Genomic DNA, 17,005 nt, shown 5'->3' on the forward strand with positions numbered 1-17,005 from the left:
TAGGGTGGCGGTATGTGCGGCCGCTACGCCTCGTCCCGGAGCTCGGACGACCTCGTGGAGGAGTTCGAGGTCGTCGAGACCCGGATCGCCGCGCCCCTGGCAGCCGACTACAACGTCGCGCCGACCAAGGAGGTCTACGCCGTCGTCGAGCGACCGCCGTCGCGGGAGTCCGGCCAGGACAGGACGGAGCCGGCCCAGCGCCAGCTCCGCGTCCTCACGTGGGGGCTGGTCCCGTCGTGGGCCAAGGATCCGTCGATCGGCAACCGGATGATCAACGCCCGGATGGAGACCGTCGCGGAGAAGCCGGCCTACCGCAAGGCCTTCGCCGCCCGGCGGGCGATCCTGCCCGCCGACGGCTACTTCGAGTGGTACCCCACCGCGCGCACCGACGCGAAGGGCAAGCCGGTCAAGCAGCCGTTCTTCATCCGCCCCAAGGACGGCGGGGTGCTCGCGATGGCCGGGCTCTACGAGATCTGGCGTGACCCGACGAAGGCCGATGACGACCCCGACCGCTTCCGCTGGACCTGCACGGTGCTCACGACCGAGGCCGAGGACTCCCTCGGCCACATCCACGACCGGATGCCGCTGATGGTCGAGCGCGAGCGCTGGCACGAGTGGCTCGACCCGACGACGCCCGGTGACACCTCCCTCCTCGTGCCCGCCGTTCCCGGCCGGCTCGAGGCCTATCCCGTGCCGAGGCTGGTGAGCAACGTACGCAACAACGGACCCGAGCTCGTGGAGCCGCTGCCCCTGGAGGAGGTCGAGTGAAGAAGGCGTCCGTCCGCTCGGTGGACACACCCCACGGCGAGGGCCGCCTGCACACACGGCGCGCGACGAGCCCGATCGCGACCCTGCTGCTCAGCCACGGTGCCGGTGGTGGCGTGGACGCCCGCGACCTGTGGGCCCTGGCCGACGCGCTGCCCGCCCAGGGCGTCTCGGTCGTCCTGTTCGAGCAGCCGTGGCGGGTGGCGGGCCGCAAGATCGCGACCGCCCCGCCGACCCTCGACACGGCGCTCAGGTGTGCCGCCGACGTGATGCGCGTGCGTACGCCCCTCGTCGTGGGTGGTCGGTCGGCCGGCGCGCGCTCGGCGGCCCGCACGGCGCGCGCGCTCGGCGCCTCGGGCTGCCTGGCCCTGTCCTTCCCGCTCCACGCGCCCGGGAGGACCGAGCCGACCCGGCTGGGCGAGCTGGAGGCCGTCGGCCTGCCGACACTCGTGGTGCAGGGGGAGCGCGACCCGATGGGTCGGCCCGAGGAGTTCCCCGGCGACCTCGACGGGCTCGACCTGGTGGTGATCCCGGGTGGCGACCACGCGCTCAAGGTGCCCGTCCGGGGCGAGGTGACCCAGGACGAGGCGATGGGGATCGTGGTCGAGTCGACCCTCGAGTGGCTGGTGCGTGAGGTCGTCGGGAATCCCCGACGGGGGTGAGGTGTTCAGGTCAGTGTGACTGCACTGACCCTCGATCGACCCACGGCGGTACTGTGGGAGGCGATGACTGAATCGCTCCGGGACGAGATGTCCCCACCTGCAGAGGTCGCCGTCGAGGACGAGACCTCCGACCAGCGCTCCGCGCGCTTCGAGCGTGACGCACTGCCCTACCTCGACCAGCTCTACGGCGCGGCGATGCGGATGACCCGCAACCCGGCCGATGCCGAGGACCTCGTGCAGGAGACGTTCGCCAAGGCCTACAGCGCCTTCCACCAGTTCAAGCCCGGCACCAACCTCAAGGCCTGGCTCTACCGCATCCTCACCAACACCTACATCAACTCCTACCGCAAGAAGCAGCGGCAGCCGCAGCAGTCGATGTCGGAGGACGTCGAGGACTGGCAGCTCGCCCGGGCGGAGTCGCACTCCTCGACCGGCCTCCGGTCGGCGGAGATGGAGGCGCTCGAGCACCTGCCCGACTCCGAGGTGAAGGACGCGCTGCAGCGCCTGCCCGAGGAGTTCCGCCTGGCGGTCTACCTCGCCGACGTCGAGGGGTTCCCCTACAAGGAGATCGCCGAGATCATGGACACCCCGATCGGCACCGTGATGTCGCGGCTGCACCGCGGTCGGCGGCAGCTGCGCGACATGCTGGCGGACTACGTGCGGACCAACGACCTGCTTCCGGCGTCCACCGTGCCCGGCCAGGGAGAGGGGAGCGAGTCGTGAGCAGCCACGAGCACGACATGGAGAGCGGCAACGACGACTGCGTCGACTACATCGAGCGCATCGTCTACTTCATCGACAACGAGCTCGACCAGGCCGACTGCGCCGTCGTCGAGATGCACCTGCGCGAGTGCGGGCCCTGCCTCGAGCGCCACGACCTGCAGAAGGCCGTCAAGCAGCTCGTCGCCCGCTCCTGCTCGGAGTCCGCCCCGGAGTCGCTGCGCGACCGCGTGCGCCTGCAGCTGCGCGAGGTGCGGGTCCAGATCACCGAGGGCAACGCCTGAGCGTCGAGCTCGACCCGATTGGCCGCCTCCGGGCGGATTTGAGACACTGCTCCGAGCACCGATTCCAGGAGGACCACCATGGGCAAGACCGGACGCAAGCGCCGCGCTCGCAAGAAGAAGGGCGCGAACCACGGGAAGCGCCCCAACGCCTGACGCGCACCCGCGCCGTCATCTCGTAGAAGTCCCCGCCGCGGCGGGGACTTTTGCATGTCCGGGGGCTTGTACGTTGAGCCGATGAGCGAGAAGACCATGCGCGAGCGGATGCTGGCGGGCGAGCCCTACATCGCCGACGACCCGGTCCTGGCTGAGGAGTCGCAGCGTGCCCAGGGCCTGGCCCACCGGATCAACACGATGGACCCCAACGACGCCGCCGGACGCCGCGCCCTGCTCGAGGAGCTCCTCGGCGGACTCGGCGAGCACAGCGAGGTCCGGCCGCCGCTGCACTGCGACTACGGCTACCAGACCACGATCGGCGCGCGCACCTTCGTCAACTGGGGCGTGACCTTCCTCGACGTCGCCGCGATCACGATCGGCGACGACGTGCAGATCGGCCCGAACGTCCAGCTCCTGACCGCCACCCACCCGCTCGAGCCGCAGCCGCGGCGCGACAAGTGGGAGGCGGCCGAGCCCATCACGATCGGCGACAACGTCTGGCTCGGCGGCGGCGTCATCGTCTGCCCGGGCGTCACCATCGGGGCGGACACGGTCGTGGGCGCCGGGTCGGTCGTCACCCGCGACCTGCCGGCCGGGGTCGTCGCCGTCGGCTCGCCGGCCCGGGTGCTCCGCGAGCTCTGACCCTGACCCCGGTCCGGCCCGGGGTCGACCTAAATGAAGTAGAGCTCGACGCCGTCCTCGATGGCCTCGGCCATCGCCGATGCTTGGTGATCTGGCACCCGCCTCGTGCCGGTGTGGTCGACGAGGAACGCCTGACCGTAGGGCGTGCGCCAGAGGTGGCGGCCGGGACCGACGACGCGGGTGGTGAACCCGCCGTAGGTCTTGGTGCGGTGGTGGCGTCGGCGTAGGGGGCCGGAGTTGTGGGGGCCGGTCTGGCCGGGTGGGCCGGTGTCGTCGTAGGGGACGGCGTGGTCGAAGTCGACGCCGTCGCGGTTGGCGGTGCGCGGGGTCCAGGGGAAGCAGTCGCCGCCCGTCTGGACCCAGACGTGGTCCTTGGCCACCTCGGGGTGCTCGTACGCGTCGACGCGACGACGCTGCGCGAGGTCCAGGACCGGGGTGAGGGTGACGTCGGCGTCGCCGAGGACCTCGTGGAGCTGTCGTACGTCGATGGGGCCGACGCCTTCGACCCGGGCGACTCCCCGCCCGGTGTGGAGGGCGTCGTCGGTGACGTGGACGAAGAGGCGTCCGCGGCCGCGGAGCCTGGCCAGCTTGCGGGCGGGGAGTGAACAGAGCCGGTCCACGGTGTCGGCCATGTGGTCGGGTGCCCACGCTGGCTGCTCGGGCTCACCGGACTCACCGGGCTCCCCGGGCTCACCGGAGTCCGTGCCCGCATCGTCGTTGGTGTGCTCGAGGAGCAGCTTGAGGAGGTCGACGGGTCGCGCGAGCCAGCCCATCGCGAGGGAGCGGAGCTCGTCGTGGTTGTGGTCGTGACCCATCGTCTCGGCGAGGATGTCGGCGACGCGGTCGACCATGGCGTCGATCCAGGCGGCGTCGCCGGCGGTGACGCGGGCGATGATGTGGCGGTAGCCGAACTCGTCGGTGCGGGAGAGGCGGACGTAGCGCTCGTGGCGTGACCGTTCGCGCTCGGCGCGGTGGGTCTCGGGGTCGGCCTCGATGACCTTGGCCCGGGCGATCTCGAGGACCGTCGACGGGGCGTGGCCGCCGATCGCCTTCGCCACGGCGCGGTCCACGCGGCCAACCTGCTCGGACAGCAGGGCGCGAGAGATGACGGCCACCTTGCGCGCCACCCACGGCTCGCAGTCGCCCGCCTCGACCACCGCCCACGTCCGAGGCAGCCTGTGCACGAGGTCGAGGCCGTCGGCGATCAGCGCCCGCGTCGTCGCCGGGTGCGTCTCGCGCGCCATGGCCAGCTCCGGGATGGCGTGGTCGCGGACCGGGGGAGTGCCGTCACCGCCGGGCGTCACCATGGGATCGCGATCATCGCGCGGATGTCCCTGGGTCACGGCCCACTGGACGGCGAGCCGGATCTCCTCCACCTCCGCCAGGCGGCGCGACCGGAGCGCCCCGGCAGCCAGCTCCAGCAGCTCCCTCGCCGATGCCTCATCGGCCGCCTGCGGCGCCTGGTGCGGGAGGGAGATGGTCATGATTCATTCTATCGAACACATGTTCGATGCGCCAATGGATGGACCAAGGTGTGGAGGTGTCATGTCTCAAGACATCGGTGACAGTTCTGTATCAAGACATCGGTGCCAGTTCATGTCTCAAGACATCGGTGACACTTCGGTGGTCTTGGGTCCGCGGCGCCGGCCGTTGCCGACATAGCCGATGCCGGGTGCTGGTCGGGTGTGCTCGATGAGGATCTCGCCCTGGGGGTCGGTGACGGTGATCTTGTCGTCGTCGGTGATGACCAGGACCTGCTCGAAGGCGCGTCGTCCGTCGACCTTGTAGTGGACCTTGTCGAGGAAGAAGGTGCCGACGCCGCTCAGGGTCTTGATCTGGGTGTCGTCGGGAAGGTCTGTTGGCACCGGTGCCGGCGCGGGTCGGGGACTTTCGACGGCGCGGCGCAGGAACAGCTCACGAGTGGGGCGAGGCGCCTCGGCCACTGGGGTGGCGTCCCACGCCGCGCGGGGCGTGATCCGGCCCGGAAGTCCTTGGTGGGGACGTTCGGTGTTGTAGATGCGGTCGAACGCGTCGACCTGGGTCTGCAGCTCGGCCAGCGTGTCGGCGAGCGGCTGCTTGTCGAGGTAGCGAAACAGCGTTTGGTGGAAGCGTTCGTTCTTGCCCTGGGTGGTCGGTTTGTACGGCTTGCCGGTGATCGGCTCCACGCCCAACGCCATGACGTGGACGACGAACTGCCCCAGCACTCCGCGCCTGGAGGGGTTGAGTGCGGCCCCGTTGTCCGACAACAGTCGTTGCGGAACGCCGCGTGCCGCGACGGCCTTGTCGAAGACCGCCTTCGCTGCGTCGGAGGTCTCGCCCCACGCGACGTGGGAGCCAACCGCGTAGCGGGAGTGGTCGTCGATGAGCTGGAAAATCACACACCTGCGCCCACCGGTCAGCACGTACTCGGTCGCGTCGAGCTGCCAACAGGCGTTCGGTGCCGGGTACACGAACCGGCGCCAGGCCGAGCGGGGCCTCTTCTTCGGCTCAAGGCGAGCGACGCCTGCCTCGCGGAAGATCCGGGACAGCGACGCCGTCGAGGGCACGACGGGCAGCCCCATCGTGCGCATCTTGTCGTGCACACTGATCGGCCCGTGGTCCAGCCCGGAGGCCTCGAGCGCGGCGCGCACTTCGATGGCCTGCTTCTTGACCTCCTCGGTCAGCTTCCTCGGGCGCGTCGTAGGGCGACGGGTCCGGGGCTCGAGCACGGCTGCCGGCCCATCGTGCCTCGCGCGCTTGCGCAGCTCATAGAAAGACTTTCGGGAGATCTCATGCTCGGCGCAGAAGGTCGAGACAGCCCCGCGCGGCGCGTCATCGGGCCACTGGGAGATCGCAAGACGGACACGGGGATCAATGGGTTCATGGACTGCCACCGCCGCAGCCTGAGGGCAGAAGTGTCACCACCAAGACCACCAAAAGTGTCACCGATGTCCTGATGCAGAACTGTCACCGATGTCTTGAGACATGACAGACCAAGGTGTGGAGGAGTCTCGAAGTTGGGCACTCTTCACAACCTGCGGATAGACGCATATCTGAGTAAGCACCTTCACTCGCCGCTAGCGTTCGACGGGTGCGCCGGAAGATCTACGAGGTCGTCGAAGAGGTCCTTGCCTTGCCGCGTGCTGAGCGGGCCGTGGTGATGGAGCGGCTGAAGGAGAGCCTCGAACAGCCGGACGTGCGCGGCGGCATCATCGTGGAGCCGCAAGACCTCGTGGAGCTCGGGGCCAGGTACGTCTTCCCGACGAACCGCCGCTACCAGGGGGAGACCGTGACGCTGACTTCGAAGGCCGGGCCCACGCTGCCTATGAAATGGGGAGCACTCGCCATCGCGGACCCCTGGTTTCCGGAGGACGCGCCTGCAGCCCCCGCAATCGGCATGGGTGCGAATGACTACCCGACGGCGGTCATCGTCATCACGCGCACCCGCGTCGAGAACGGCGCCGCCGAGGCGTTACCGGTGGCCGCCACCGTCGGCGCGGTCGCCGATGTGGTCGCGTGGCAGCCGCTGGCTGACGATGGCCAGTTCCAGCTCGACTCCGACTCCTCGCTCGGAGCGTTCTACGAGATCACCGACGCGGCCGTCCTCCAGCCGCTCTTCGAGGACGACCTGTACATGCAGGGAATCTTCAATCGGGCGCTTGAAGAGTCGATCGTTTCGATGGAGACCGATGGGCGGACGTTGGCGGCGGCGTTCTTGTGTGGCAAGGAGCTGCACCCGGCATGGGTGGGGTTCGACGCGAACGGTGTCGCGGTCGCCGTGCTTCTCGACTTCGGCCTGCTGTCACACGCGCAGGGTCGAGAGGACGACGTGACTCGCTGACTCCTGGCGCTAGCGTGAGGCGGCGGTCTGGGCTACGGCCCGCCGAGCAAGTACCCCTGACCCTCCGCGGCTGTCTCGGGGCTGCGGGTGCCTCAGGTCAGCCGGGACAGGAACCGCTCGGCGTCCACCACGACCCGGGTGATCTCGCCGGCCGCGAGCACCTTGCCGCTCGTGGTGTCGCGCGCGCTGACCGTGAAGCGGTGCAGGCGGCCGTCCTCGTACGCGCTCGACGCGCTCACCTCGACCTCGGCGCCGACCGGGCTCGCTGCGAGGTGCTCGACCTGCATCCGCGTGCCGACGCTGGTCGACCCGTCTGGCAGCACGGGCTCGAGGCAGGCGCAGGTGGCGGCCTCGAGCCAGGCGAGGAGGCGCGGCGTGCCGAGGACGGGGAGCGACCCGCTGCCGACGGCTGCGGCGGTGTCGTCGTCGGTGACGGCGTACGTCAGCGTGGCGGGCTCGAGCTGCGGCATGGGCAGGCCTTCCGGGATTCGGGGGGTCGGTGGGGCAACCTGAGGGACTGACACACGTCTACCAGACATGAGCGGGAGGGCCACGGGGGTGGGGATCGAGATGGAGCCGTCGGTGGACATCACCGAGCTCTACGCTGCCCACCGGTTGTCACTGGTGCGGCTCGCGGTGCTGCTGGTCGACGACTTCGCGTCGGCGGAGGACGTGGTGCAGGACGCGTTCGCTGCGCTGGCTCGTCGCCCGGACGCGGTGAAGGACCCGTCCAAGGCCCTGGCCTACCTGCGGGTGTCGGTGGTGAACACGGCGCGCTCGGCGCTGCGCCGGCGTCGTACGGCCCGGGCGTACTCACCGCCTCACGACCTGTCGCCGCCCTCGCCCGAGGACAGCGCGGTGCTGGCGGAGGAGCACCGGGAGGTCATCGTGGCGCTGCAGCAGCTCGCCCCCCGGCAGCGGGAGGTCCTGGTGCTGCGCTACTGGTCGAACCTGTCCGAGGCCGAGATCGCGCAGACACTCTCGATCAGCCAGGGCACGGTCAAGTCGACGGCCAGCCGTGCGCTGGTCGCGCTGGAGAAGGTCATGACGTCGGCTGCGGGCTCGGGGAAGGAGGAGCGATGAGCGAGATGGAGGACCGCCTGCGCGCCGCGCTGTCCGCGCGCGCCGAGCTGGTGCAGCCGGAGCACCTCGCTCCACTGGCCACGGCGACGCCGTTGCGTCCGCGCTGGCGGTCGCCGTGGGTGCTGCTGGCGACCGCGGCGGCGGTGCTGCTGGTGCTGGGCGTCGTGCTCCAGGGCCTGGCGCGGGACCCGCGCTCGGACGACGTCGCTCCGAGGCCGGACGAGCCGCGCCTCGAGCTTCCCCAGGACGTCGGCCGCGACTGGGAGCCCGACGACCTCTCGGAGCCCGCTCGTCTCGACCTCGACGGCGACGGCACGAAGGAGAAGGTCGAGTTCCTCGCCGAGCCGGCCGAGGAGCACGACGGCCGCACCCGAGTGCAGACGACGCTCAGCAGCACGGGGGAGGAGGCTTTCGGCCTCGTCGAGCTCGGGACGACCATCGGCGTGGCTGCGCTCGACCCGATCGACGCGGACAGCGACGGCGACCAGGAGCTGGTGCTCTACACCACCGATGTCGACGGCGGGCCGGGCGCGCCCTTCGAGCCGGTCGTCCTCGACCTGCGCGACGGGCTGCTGGTCCGCGCCGTGCCCGAGGACCCGGAGCTGCTCGCGAGCGGCCACGTCGTGGTGCCCGGATCCGAGACGGAGCATTACGACCGGGTGCACGTCCAGACGTTCCGGGTCGAGGGAGCGACCCTCGTGTCGACCCGGTCGGTGAACGCGTTCGCCCGTTCCGCCGGCAGCATGACCATGCTCGTGCCCGAGACCTACGTGATGGACACCTACGAGTGGACGCTCGACGACCAGGGTGTCCTGCGGGCGGGGGAGCAGGGCTGCCTGGTGCACGTGCCGGAAGCGACGAAGCCGTGCGACGCCGACAGCGCGGACGACCTTCCCTACGTGACGGACGAGTCGACGAACACCATCGGTCTCGGGGAGCAGGTCGCACTGGACGACGGTGGACTCGGCTACCGCGCACGGGTGGAGGACGACGGCGATGGTCTGGGGACGCTGGTGGTCGACGGGCCCGGGGCCGACGGGTCCGTCTACGCGCTCAACGTGCCCGACCCGCAGGTCCACGTGGTGAGCCCGGGCTACCTGGTCGGCTACGACGCTGCATCGGTGGTCGCCACCTCGGCGTCGGATCCCGCAGCCATGGAGGTCGTCGTGCAGACCGACGACCAGGCGGGGCTCGTCCGTCTGCGGCCGGTGGGCGACATCGCCCTCGGCACCGGGACGACCGACGACGGGCGCGCCTACCGCTCCTGGCTCACCGGTGCGGGCGTGGTGGTCACCGCCGTGGCTGGTGACGACGGCTCGTGGGAGACGTGGCACTGGGTGCGGGTGGGCGACACGGAGATGGCCGCACTGCCGTGGGGCACCATCTGCTTCGACGACGTCGAGGACCCGGCCACCGGTCACGCCTGCTGACTCAGAAGACCTTGCTGAACGCCAGCAGGTCGACCCCCGGCACCGGGGACCAGTCGCGCGCGGGCTCGCGGGAGTAGCCGAGCCGGGCGTAGACCCGGTGCGCGGTCGCCATCGTCGCGAGCGACGACAACGCCATCCCGGCTGCGCCGTCCTCGCGCGCACGCTCCTCGCACAGGCGGGCCAGGGCGGTCCCGGCGCCGGTGCCCTGGGCCGCCGGGTCGACCGCGAGCATCCGGAACTCGCCCTCGTCCTGGCGACCGATCTCGCGCCACGGCGAGCCGGGCGGGCAGTAGGTGACGACGCCGACGACGCGCTCCTCGACCACGGCGACCCACACCTCGGCCTGGGCGTCGCGCGTCGCGACGTCGTGCAGCCGCTCGCGGTAGTCGTCCTCGGCACCGGTGAGCAGCGGGTCGTACGCCGCCACGCACACGTCGCCGGCGGCCTCGTGCTCGTCGGGGCGGATCCGGCGCAGCTCCACGGCGCTCGCCTAGATGCCGAACGTGTTGCGCGGGTAGGCCGCCTCCACGTCGGTGATCACGTTGACGAGGTACGGCACCCCAGCGGCGTAGGCCCGGTCGAGGGCCGGACCGATCTGTTTCGGGTCGGTGACGGTCTCGCCGGCACCGCCGAGCGCCTTCACCACGTCGTCGTACGGCGTGCGCTGGGCGAGGTCGGCGGCGACGTCGTAGCCGTAGAGCATCTGCATCGGGCCCTTCTCCAGGCCCCAGGCGGAGTTGTTGCCCATCACCATGACGACGGGCAGGTCGTGGCGCACCAGCGTGTCGACGTCCATCAGCGAGAAGCCGGCCGCGCCGTCGCCGAGCAGGAGCGTCACCTGCGCCGAGGGACGGGCGATGCGGGCCGCGATCGCCGCGCCGAGCCCGGCGCCGAGGCAGCCGTAGGGGCCGGGGTCGAGCCAGCCACCGGGGCGCTTCGGCTCGACGTACTTGCCGGCGAAGGAGACGAAGTCACCACCGTCGCCGATGACGACCGAGTCGTCCTCGAGCCGGGGGACCAGCTCGCCGTAGATCCGGGCGGGGTGGATCGGGTCTGCCTCGGCGGTGAGGAGCTGGGCGTCGCGCTCGGCGGCCACCTTCACCTGGTCGGCGAGCTGGTCGGACCATGCGCTCCAGTCCGGCTTGTCGCCCCGCTCGACGGCCGCCTGCAGGCCGTCGAGGACGGTGGTGAGGTCGCCGGCGACCGACGCGGCGAGCTCGGCGTGGCCGGAGACCTGGCCGGGGGAGTCGGCGATGTGGACGACGCGGGCGAACTCGCCCGTCGGGTTCTTGTCGGGACCGCCGAAGGCGCCGTAGCCCAGGCGGAAGTCGAGCGGGGTGCCGACGACGACCACCAGGTCGGCGCCGGACAGGGCGGCGCCGCGGGCCCTGGTGACCAGCGAGCGGTGCCCGCCCGGGATGAGACCGCGACCCATGCCGTTCGTCAGGGTGGGGATGCCGAGGTCCTCGACGAAGCGCAGTGCAGCCGCCTCGGCGTGGTCGGCCCACACGTCCGTGCCGAGGATCAGCACGGGCCGCTGGGCGCGGGCGAGGAGACCGGCGATCGCCTGGATCGCGTCGCCGTCGGGCTCGATGCGGGTGCCCTCGCCGGAGCCGACGGCGCCCGAGGCCGAGTTGAAGAACTCGTCCATCGGCACGTCGACGAAGACCGGACCCCGGTGGCTCGAGCGGGCCAGGGTGAAGGCCTCGTCCATGCCGGCCGCCACCTCGCCGGCCGTCATGAGGGTCCTGGCGGACTTCGCGACCGGTGCGATGATCGGCGGCTGGTCGAGCTCCTGCAGCGAGCCCGTGCCCCAGCGGTTCTGCGGAGCGCGGCCGCCGACGACGACCATCGGCGAGCCCGCGAACTGGGCCTGCGCGATCGCGCTGATGCCGTTGGTGACGCCCGGTCCCGCGGTGAGGACGGCCAGGCCGGGGACCCGGGTGAGCTTGCCGGTCGCCTCGGCGGCGAACGCCGCGGTCTGCTCGTGGCGTACGTCGAGCAGCCGCACCGGCGGACCCTGCCCGTCCTGCTGCGTCTTCACCGCGCCGTCGTACATGGGGAAGACGTGGGCACCCGACAGGGTGAACATGGTCTCGACGCCGTGGGCGCGGGCGACGTGGACGGCCAGCTCGCCGCTGTGACCTGTGATCTCGCTCATGCCCCGAGGTTAGTCGGTGGCTACTCGCAGGTAGGGAACGTTCGTCATCCGGAGCGCCTCGATCACGACGAGGAGCAGGTCGGGCCGGACGCTCGGGGGCTCGGGGGCGAGGGAGAGCTGCACGAACAGCGCGCGGAGGAACGCCTGTGCGGCGGCGGCCGGCGCGTAGGGGTCGTGGTCGACCGGCGCGGCGAACGGGTTGCCGGCGGCGCCGATGCGGTGCACCCACGGCTCGAGCTCGTCGGTGCCCAGGGTGTTGCGGCGCAGGATCTGCATGACCGCGACCGCGATCCGGTCTGGCTCGCCCGCCACGAGTGGCTCGTCGGCCGGCTGGGTGAGGAGGCGCTCGGCGAGGACGTCGAGCAGCAGGGCGTGCTCCGGCCCGGCCAGGTGAGGTGACTCGCCGAGGGCGCCGATCGCGTCCGCGCCGTGGGCGACCGCGTGGGCCCACCCCTTGCCGGGCACCCACCCCCGGGTGTCGCGCTCGCCGAGGAACCAGGTCGCCAGCCGGTCGCCCCACTCCATGACCTTCCGTCCCGGCACCAGGTGCTGGGCGTTGTCCCGCTCGAGGCAGACCGCCAGGATCAGCGCGCTGAAGCTGCGCCGGAAGACCGTGTCGGTGCCGACCTCGCCGATGCCCACCGACAGGCCTGCGGCCATCCCGTCGCCGAGGCCGGAGAGCAGGTCGTCGTAGACGCCGCGCTCGATCCAGGTGGCGAAGGCCGGGAACGCAGTGCCGTCGCGCACCTCGGGCTCGGTCGAGCCGAGCATCGTGGTGAGCTCGGCGGTGAGGTCGTCGAGCGGGCGGTCCGAGGGGACCTCGAACCCGGCTCTCTGCACCTGGTCCCAGTACCCGAGTGACATGCCGCCCATCCTGCCAGCCGACCCGGACACAGCCCCAGCCCGGTCCGCCACGGGCCCTAGGCTGACCGGGTGCCGTCCCTCCACGAGCTCGTGCGAGCCCACACCGACCTCGTCGAGGACGACGTCGCCTGGCTCCAGCTGCTGATGGCGGACTGGCAGATCCTCGCCGACCTGTCCTTCGCGGACCTCGTGCTCTGGCTGCCCGACCGCGAGGGCAGGGGCTACTGGGCCGGTGGGCAGATGCGCCCCACGACCGGCCCGACGGCGCTGGTCGACGACGTCCTGGGGACCTTCATCCCGACCGGGCGCCGCCGGATGCTCGACGAGGCCTACACGACCGGACGGCTGGTGCGCGAGGGCGACCCGGAGTGGCGCGACGACGTACCGGTGCGGGTGGAGGTGATCCCCGTGCGGCGGGCCAGACGGGTGATCGCGACGATCGCCCGCAACACGAACCTGCTCGGCGTGCGCACGCCGAGCCGTCTCGAGCTCAGCTACCTCCAGACCGCGGCCGACCTCACGCAGATGATCGCGGGGGGCTACTTCCCGCTCAGCGGTCAGCGCAGCGACCACGCCGACTCACCGCGCGTCGGCGACGGCTTCGTCCGGCTCGATCCTGCTGGTCGGGTCGTGTACGCCAGCCCCAACGGCCTGTCGGCCTACCGGCGGCTCGGCCTGCAGGGAGACCTGGCCGGCCTCGTCCTCACCGACCTCACCCGGGAGCTCGTGCCGGCTCGGTGGCGCCCCGACGAGGAGACCCTGAGCGCCGTGCTGGGCGGGCGTGACGGCCGCGCGACCGAGGTGGGCACCGACGAGGTCACCCTCATCGTGCGCAGCATCCCGCTCCGGCCGCAGGGCGAGCGCAGCGGCGCGCTGCTCCTGGTGCGCGACGTCACCGAGCTGCGCAGCCGCGACCGCGAGCTGGTGACCAAGGACGTCACGATCCGCGAGATCCACCACCGGGTGAAGAACAACCTGCAGACCGTGGCTGCCCTGCTGCGGCTGCAGGCGCGTCGGACGCGCGCCGAGGACGCCAAGGCGGCGCTCGAGGAGGCCGTACGCCGCGTCGGGTCGATCGCGATCGTGCACGAGACGCTCAGCCACGCGGTGGAGGAGACGGTGGACTTCGACGAGATCGCCGACCGGCTGGGATCGATGGTCGTCGACGTCAGCGGCGTCGAGGTGCCGGTGCGGGTCGTCCGCGAGGGTTCCTTCGGCAAGCTGCCCTCGGAGGCGGCCACGCCGCTCGCGATGGTGCTGACCGAGCTGCTGCAGAACGCCGTCGAGCACGGCTACGCCGGCGTCCCCGCCGAGACCTCGGGCCGGGTGGTCGTCACCGCGCGCCGCATCGTCGGCCGCCTGCACGTCGTGGTCGAGGACGACGGCCGGGGGCTCCCGGACGACTTCGACCTCGACTCCTCGACCCAGCTGGGGCTGTCGATCGTCCGCACGCTCGTGGAGTCGGAGCTCGGCGGCGTGCTCGAGATCGGTCCGGGCAGCCGGGGCACGCGGGTGCAGGCGGACGTGCCGGTCGACTGAGGTCAGGCCGTGCGGATGCGGGCCCGGGCGTTGCGGCGCTTGAGCGCGCGCCGCTCGTCCTCGCTGAGGCCACCCCACACACCGTGGTCCTGGCCGGCCTCGAGGGCCCACGCGAGGCACTGCTCGCGCACCTCGCAGCGGCGGCACACCTGCTTGGCCTCCTCGATCTGGAGGATCGCGGGACCGGTGTTGCCGATGGGGAAGAACAGCTCGGGGTCCTCGTCGAGGCATGCAGAGCGGCTGCGCCAATCCATGGGGTGGGGGATCCCTCTTTCACATCACGTCGGTTGCTGTTTGCGGACGTTCAGCCGGGCCCGGGCGCCTGACAGCGCAGCGACCAGACTGACAACATTTGAACGTTCACACAACCCCCGCTGCTGGTCGTGTCCGTCACAACTACTGTTGCCCGGTGACCGTTACGCCTCCGGTGGATCCCCGTGGCCGAGACCTTACCGTGCCGCCCCCGCTCGCGGTAGCGGCTGCGCTGGTCGCTGTTGAGGCCCTCCTGCTCCTCGTGCTCGCCGTCCTCGAGGTGGCGAACCTCCGCTCGATCCGGCTCACGATGGGCCTCACCACCACGGTGTTCTTCCTCGTGGCTGCGGCCGGACTGGCGTGGTGCGCCTGGTCGCTGTGGAAGGGGCGGCGCTGGGCCCGGGGCCCGGTCGTGATGGCCCAGCTGATCCAGCTCGGCCTGGCGTGGAACTTCCGCGACGCCCCCACCACGCTCGTGGCGGTCGGGCTCGCGGTCGGCGGGCTCGTGGTCATCGCGGGCCTGCTCCACCCGGCGACCACGCAGGTGCTGGAGCAGGACGCCCGGCTCGAGGAGTAGCCGGCCGACCGGTCGGGTCAGTCGGCCTCGAGCGACGTACGCAGCTGGGCGAGCGTGCGCGTCAGCAGGCGGGAGACGTGCATCTGGGAGACGCCGATCTCCTCGGCGATCTGGGACTGCGTCATGTTCTTGAAGAAGCGCAGGAGCAGGATCCGCTTCTCGCGCTCGCCGAGGCCGTCGAGCAGCGGCTTGATCGACTCGCGGACCTCGACGTGCTCGATGTTGGCGTCCTCGACCCCGAGCGTGGCGAGCATCGCCGGGGGCCCGTCGTCGCTGTCGTCCGAGGCGTCGAGCGACAGCGTCGCGTAGGCGTGGGAGGACTCGATGCCCTCCATGATCTCCTCCACCGTGCAGCCGATGACCTCGGCCAGCTCGCGTGGGGTGGGGGAGCGGCCCAGCTTCTGGGTCAGCTCGCCGGTGGCGCCGCCGATCTGCATCCGCAGCTCCTGCAGGCGGCGCGGCACCCGGATCGCCCAGCCCTTGTCGCGGAAGTGGCGCTTGATCTCGCCGATCACCGTCGGCGTCGCGTAGGTCGAGAACTCCACGCCGCGGTCGGTCTCGAAGCGGTCGACGGCCTTGATCAGGCCGATGGTGCCGACCTGCACGAGGTCCTCGAACGGCTCGCCGCGGTTGCGGAAGCGGCGGGCACAGTGCTCCACCAGCGACAGGTGCAGGTGCACCAGGTCGTCGCGCGCGAGCGCACGCTCGGCGCTGCTCGCCTCGTCGTCGCGCAGCACGCCGAACAGCTCGGCGCTGCGCGTGCGGACGTGGTCGAGACCGCTGGTCGCGACGTCGTCGTCGACCTCGTGGTCCCGGGCAGCCTCGGCTGCCGTGTCGTCCCCCGTGTCCCCCGTGTCTCGGCTCATGTCAGAGCTCGGCACCTGTCATTCCCGCAGCGACCGCCGACGTCACCGTGAAGCGGACGCGGAAGCGTCCCCTCTCGGCTCCTGCCGACGCGTCCTGCGCCATCGTGTCGAGCACCTGCCAGGCGAAGCTTTCGGTGTCGAGCGGGGGGTCGTCGATCGCCTCGACCTGCAGCTCGACGGTCATCGAGCCGGGACCGATCCAGAAGGTCGCGACGAGGTCGGTGCCGGGGTCGGCCTCGGGGATGGCGAGCGCGCTCGCCTCGCCGATGGCGATGCGCAGGTCCTCGATGTCGTCGATGGTGAAGTCGAGCCGGGCGGCGAGGCCCGCCGCCGTGGTCCGGACGATCGTCGCGAAGGCCCCCTCGGCGGGGAGCCGGAGCTCGACGTCGGCGCGAGATGCCCCCGTGTTGTCTGCCATCTGCGTCAATGTCCCGTCCTCGAGGCCGATGCTCCGCACACCCTAGCCGTCACGATCAGTGGAACCACGGACACACCTGGTCGCGCGTGCGGAGCTCGTTCCGGTGGTGGGGCGCGTGCAACAGCGGGGTCGGTCTGCCCCCGCTCCGTGCCACCCGCACCGGCGACGGCGTACCCACGGCAGCGTCGACCGAGGCCAGCGGCGCGAGCTCGACCACGACGCCGTACACCCCGTTGCCCTCGTCCTCCAGCTCCACCGGACCGAGCCGGCGGAGCATCTGCAGCGACGCCGGGTTGTCCTGGAGGACCTCGGTGACGATGCGGTCCACGCCCACCGGACGGCTGCGCACGAGCACCTCAAGCAGCGTGGTGGCGACGCCACGGCCCTGCCACTCGTCCTTGACGGTGACGGCGAGGTCGGCCGCGTCGGTGGCGTCGGCGTAGCGCACCATCCGCGCCAGTGCGACGGGGTCGTAGACGTCAGGGCTCGTCTCCGCGCACAGCACGAGGGCGATGTGGTCGACGCCGTCGACGTCGTCGACGAGGTGGTCCAGCATGGCGTCGCTGAGGTGCCTGATCGGGGCGAGGAACCGGCGGCGCTGCGACTCGGGGGAGAGCGTCTCGAACTCGGCCGTCAGCGCGGCCCGGTCGGTGTGCTCCAGCGGCACGACGAACGCGTCCGTGCCGTCACGCAGCATGACCTGCTCGATCATCGACCCTCCCTCTGCTGGGCGGAGCCTAGCCAGCGGGGAGGGGGCGGACATGCAGAA

Annotated in this window: 20 protein-coding genes and 1 pseudogene; 11 read left to right on the plus strand and 10 right to left on the minus strand. The window is 71.3% G+C overall.

Features of this window, described 5'->3' with window-relative positions; translation table 11 throughout:
• The first annotated feature begins 12 nt into the window (after window positions 1-12).
• From ACNKF0_RS06955 to ACNKF0_RS06980, 6 genes are all read left to right on the plus strand, one after another.
• Window positions 13-768, plus strand: a complete 756-nt coding sequence (locus ACNKF0_RS06955; RefSeq protein ID WP_416956934.1) for an SOS response-associated peptidase — start codon at window positions 13-15, stop codon at window positions 766-768.
• Window positions 765-1,427, plus strand: a complete 663-nt coding sequence (locus ACNKF0_RS06960; protein ID WP_416956936.1) for an alpha/beta family hydrolase — start codon at window positions 765-767, stop codon at window positions 1,425-1,427. The genes ACNKF0_RS06955 and ACNKF0_RS06960 overlap by 4 nt, the downstream gene beginning before the upstream one ends.
• Window positions 1,428-1,490: 63 nt before the next feature.
• Window positions 1,491-2,150: a sigma-70 family RNA polymerase sigma factor gene (locus ACNKF0_RS06965; RefSeq protein WP_299927938.1), complete on the plus strand. Its 660-nt coding sequence runs from the start codon at window positions 1,491-1,493 to the stop codon at window positions 2,148-2,150.
• Window positions 2,147-2,431: a mycothiol system anti-sigma-R factor gene (rsrA, locus tag ACNKF0_RS06970; RefSeq protein ID WP_299927935.1), complete on the plus strand. Its 285-nt coding sequence runs from the start codon at window positions 2,147-2,149 to the stop codon at window positions 2,429-2,431. Before ACNKF0_RS06965 ends, rsrA begins: the two co-directional genes overlap by 4 nt.
• Before the next feature lie 78 nt (window positions 2,432-2,509).
• Window positions 2,510-2,584, plus strand: a complete 75-nt coding sequence (locus tag ACNKF0_RS06975) for a 50S ribosomal protein bL37 (protein ID WP_369759046.1) — start codon at window positions 2,510-2,512, stop codon at window positions 2,582-2,584.
• 81 nt (window positions 2,585-2,665) lie between these two features.
• The gene (locus ACNKF0_RS06980; RefSeq protein ID WP_299927932.1) at window positions 2,666-3,226 is read left to right on the plus strand and encodes a sugar O-acetyltransferase; all 561 of its coding nucleotides are present in this window, start codon (window positions 2,666-2,668) and stop codon (window positions 3,224-3,226) included.
• A 29-nt stretch (window positions 3,227-3,255) separates the two neighbouring features.
• Here ACNKF0_RS06980 and ACNKF0_RS06985 read toward each other — a convergent pair whose 3' ends face one another.
• On the minus strand, window positions 3,256-4,710 hold the full coding sequence (locus tag ACNKF0_RS06985; protein ID WP_416956939.1) for a hypothetical protein: 1,455 nt from the start codon (window positions 4,708-4,710) through the stop codon (window positions 3,256-3,258).
• Window positions 4,711-4,801: 91 nt separating this feature from the next.
• Window positions 4,802-6,081, minus strand: a pseudogene (locus tag ACNKF0_RS06990) (integrase core domain-containing protein).
• A 215-nt stretch (window positions 6,082-6,296) separates the two neighbouring features.
• Between ACNKF0_RS06990 and ACNKF0_RS06995 the strand changes: the two are divergent.
• Window positions 6,297-7,046, plus strand: coding sequence for a hypothetical protein (locus ACNKF0_RS06995; protein ID WP_416956941.1), 750 nt, complete (start codon window positions 6,297-6,299; stop codon window positions 7,044-7,046).
• Window positions 7,047-7,138: 92 nt separating this feature from the next.
• Here the strand turns inward: ACNKF0_RS06995 and ACNKF0_RS07000 are convergent, their stop codons facing one another.
• Window positions 7,139-7,516 carry a thioesterase family protein gene (locus tag ACNKF0_RS07000; RefSeq protein WP_299927913.1) on the minus strand — a complete coding sequence of 126 codons (378 nt, stop codon included), beginning with the start codon at window positions 7,514-7,516 and terminating at the stop codon, window positions 7,139-7,141.
• Between the two features lie 88 nt (window positions 7,517-7,604).
• On the opposite strand from ACNKF0_RS07000, the gene ACNKF0_RS07005 reads away from it, so the two are divergent.
• Both ACNKF0_RS07005 and ACNKF0_RS07010 read left to right on the plus strand, forming a co-directional pair.
• Window positions 7,605-8,129, plus strand: coding sequence for a SigE family RNA polymerase sigma factor (locus ACNKF0_RS07005; RefSeq protein WP_299927910.1), 525 nt, complete (start codon window positions 7,605-7,607; stop codon window positions 8,127-8,129).
• Window positions 8,126-9,559 carry a hypothetical protein gene (locus tag ACNKF0_RS07010; protein ID WP_416956944.1) on the plus strand — a complete coding sequence of 478 codons (1,434 nt, stop codon included), beginning with the start codon at window positions 8,126-8,128 and terminating at the stop codon, window positions 9,557-9,559. Before ACNKF0_RS07005 ends, ACNKF0_RS07010 begins: the two co-directional genes overlap by 4 nt.
• Window position 9,560: 1 nt before the next feature.
• Here the strand turns inward: ACNKF0_RS07010 and ACNKF0_RS07015 are convergent, their stop codons facing one another.
• From ACNKF0_RS07015 to ACNKF0_RS07025, 3 genes are read right to left on the minus strand one after another with little or no spacing between them, the layout of a single operon-like run.
• Window positions 9,561-10,040, minus strand: a complete 480-nt coding sequence (locus tag ACNKF0_RS07015) for a GNAT family N-acetyltransferase (protein WP_416956946.1) — start codon at window positions 10,038-10,040, stop codon at window positions 9,561-9,563.
• Window positions 10,041-10,049: 9 nt separating this feature from the next.
• Window positions 10,050-11,720 (minus strand): acetolactate synthase, encoded by a 1,671-nt coding sequence (locus ACNKF0_RS07020; protein ID WP_416956948.1) that lies wholly within the window; start codon window positions 11,718-11,720, stop codon window positions 10,050-10,052.
• Between the two features lie 9 nt (window positions 11,721-11,729).
• Window positions 11,730-12,584, minus strand: coding sequence for a DUF2785 domain-containing protein (locus ACNKF0_RS07025; RefSeq protein ID WP_416956950.1), 855 nt, complete (start codon window positions 12,582-12,584; stop codon window positions 11,730-11,732).
• A gap of 69 nt (window positions 12,585-12,653) precedes the next feature.
• Between ACNKF0_RS07025 and ACNKF0_RS07030 the strand changes: the two genes are divergently transcribed.
• Window positions 12,654-14,123, plus strand: a complete 1,470-nt coding sequence (locus ACNKF0_RS07030; protein WP_416956952.1) for a sensor histidine kinase — start codon at window positions 12,654-12,656, stop codon at window positions 14,121-14,123.
• A gap of 2 nt (window positions 14,124-14,125) precedes the next feature.
• Here the strand turns inward: ACNKF0_RS07030 and ACNKF0_RS07035 are convergent, their stop codons facing one another.
• Complete coding sequence (locus ACNKF0_RS07035; protein ID WP_056601527.1) at window positions 14,126-14,377, minus strand: WhiB family transcriptional regulator; 252 nt, start codon at window positions 14,375-14,377, stop codon at window positions 14,126-14,128.
• A gap of 200 nt (window positions 14,378-14,577) precedes the next feature.
• On the opposite strand from ACNKF0_RS07035, the gene ACNKF0_RS07040 reads away from it, so the two are divergent.
• Window positions 14,578-14,952: a hypothetical protein gene (locus ACNKF0_RS07040; RefSeq protein ID WP_416956954.1), complete on the plus strand. Its 375-nt coding sequence runs from the start codon at window positions 14,578-14,580 to the stop codon at window positions 14,950-14,952.
• A gap of 17 nt (window positions 14,953-14,969) precedes the next feature.
• Here ACNKF0_RS07040 and ACNKF0_RS07045 read toward each other — a convergent pair whose 3' ends face one another.
• The 3 genes from ACNKF0_RS07045 to ACNKF0_RS07055 are packed head-to-tail and all read right to left on the minus strand — an operon-like array spanning window position 14,970 to window position 16,948.
• Complete coding sequence (locus ACNKF0_RS07045) at window positions 14,970-15,818, minus strand: RNA polymerase sigma factor SigF (RefSeq protein WP_416956956.1); 849 nt, start codon at window positions 15,816-15,818, stop codon at window positions 14,970-14,972.
• Between the two features lies 1 nt (window position 15,819).
• Complete coding sequence (locus ACNKF0_RS07050; protein WP_416956958.1) at window positions 15,820-16,236, minus strand: anti-sigma factor; 417 nt, start codon at window positions 16,234-16,236, stop codon at window positions 15,820-15,822.
• Window positions 16,237-16,291: 55 nt separating this feature from the next.
• Entirely contained in the window at window positions 16,292-16,948 is a 657-nt protein-coding gene (locus ACNKF0_RS07055; RefSeq protein WP_416956960.1) for a GNAT family N-acetyltransferase, read from the minus strand.
• Between the last annotated feature and the right edge of the window lie 57 nt (window positions 16,949-17,005).

Source organism: Nocardioides sp. T5 (assembly GCF_048161455.1).
In the GTDB taxonomy this organism is placed as follows: domain Bacteria; phylum Actinomycetota; class Actinomycetes; order Propionibacteriales; family Nocardioidaceae; genus Nocardioides.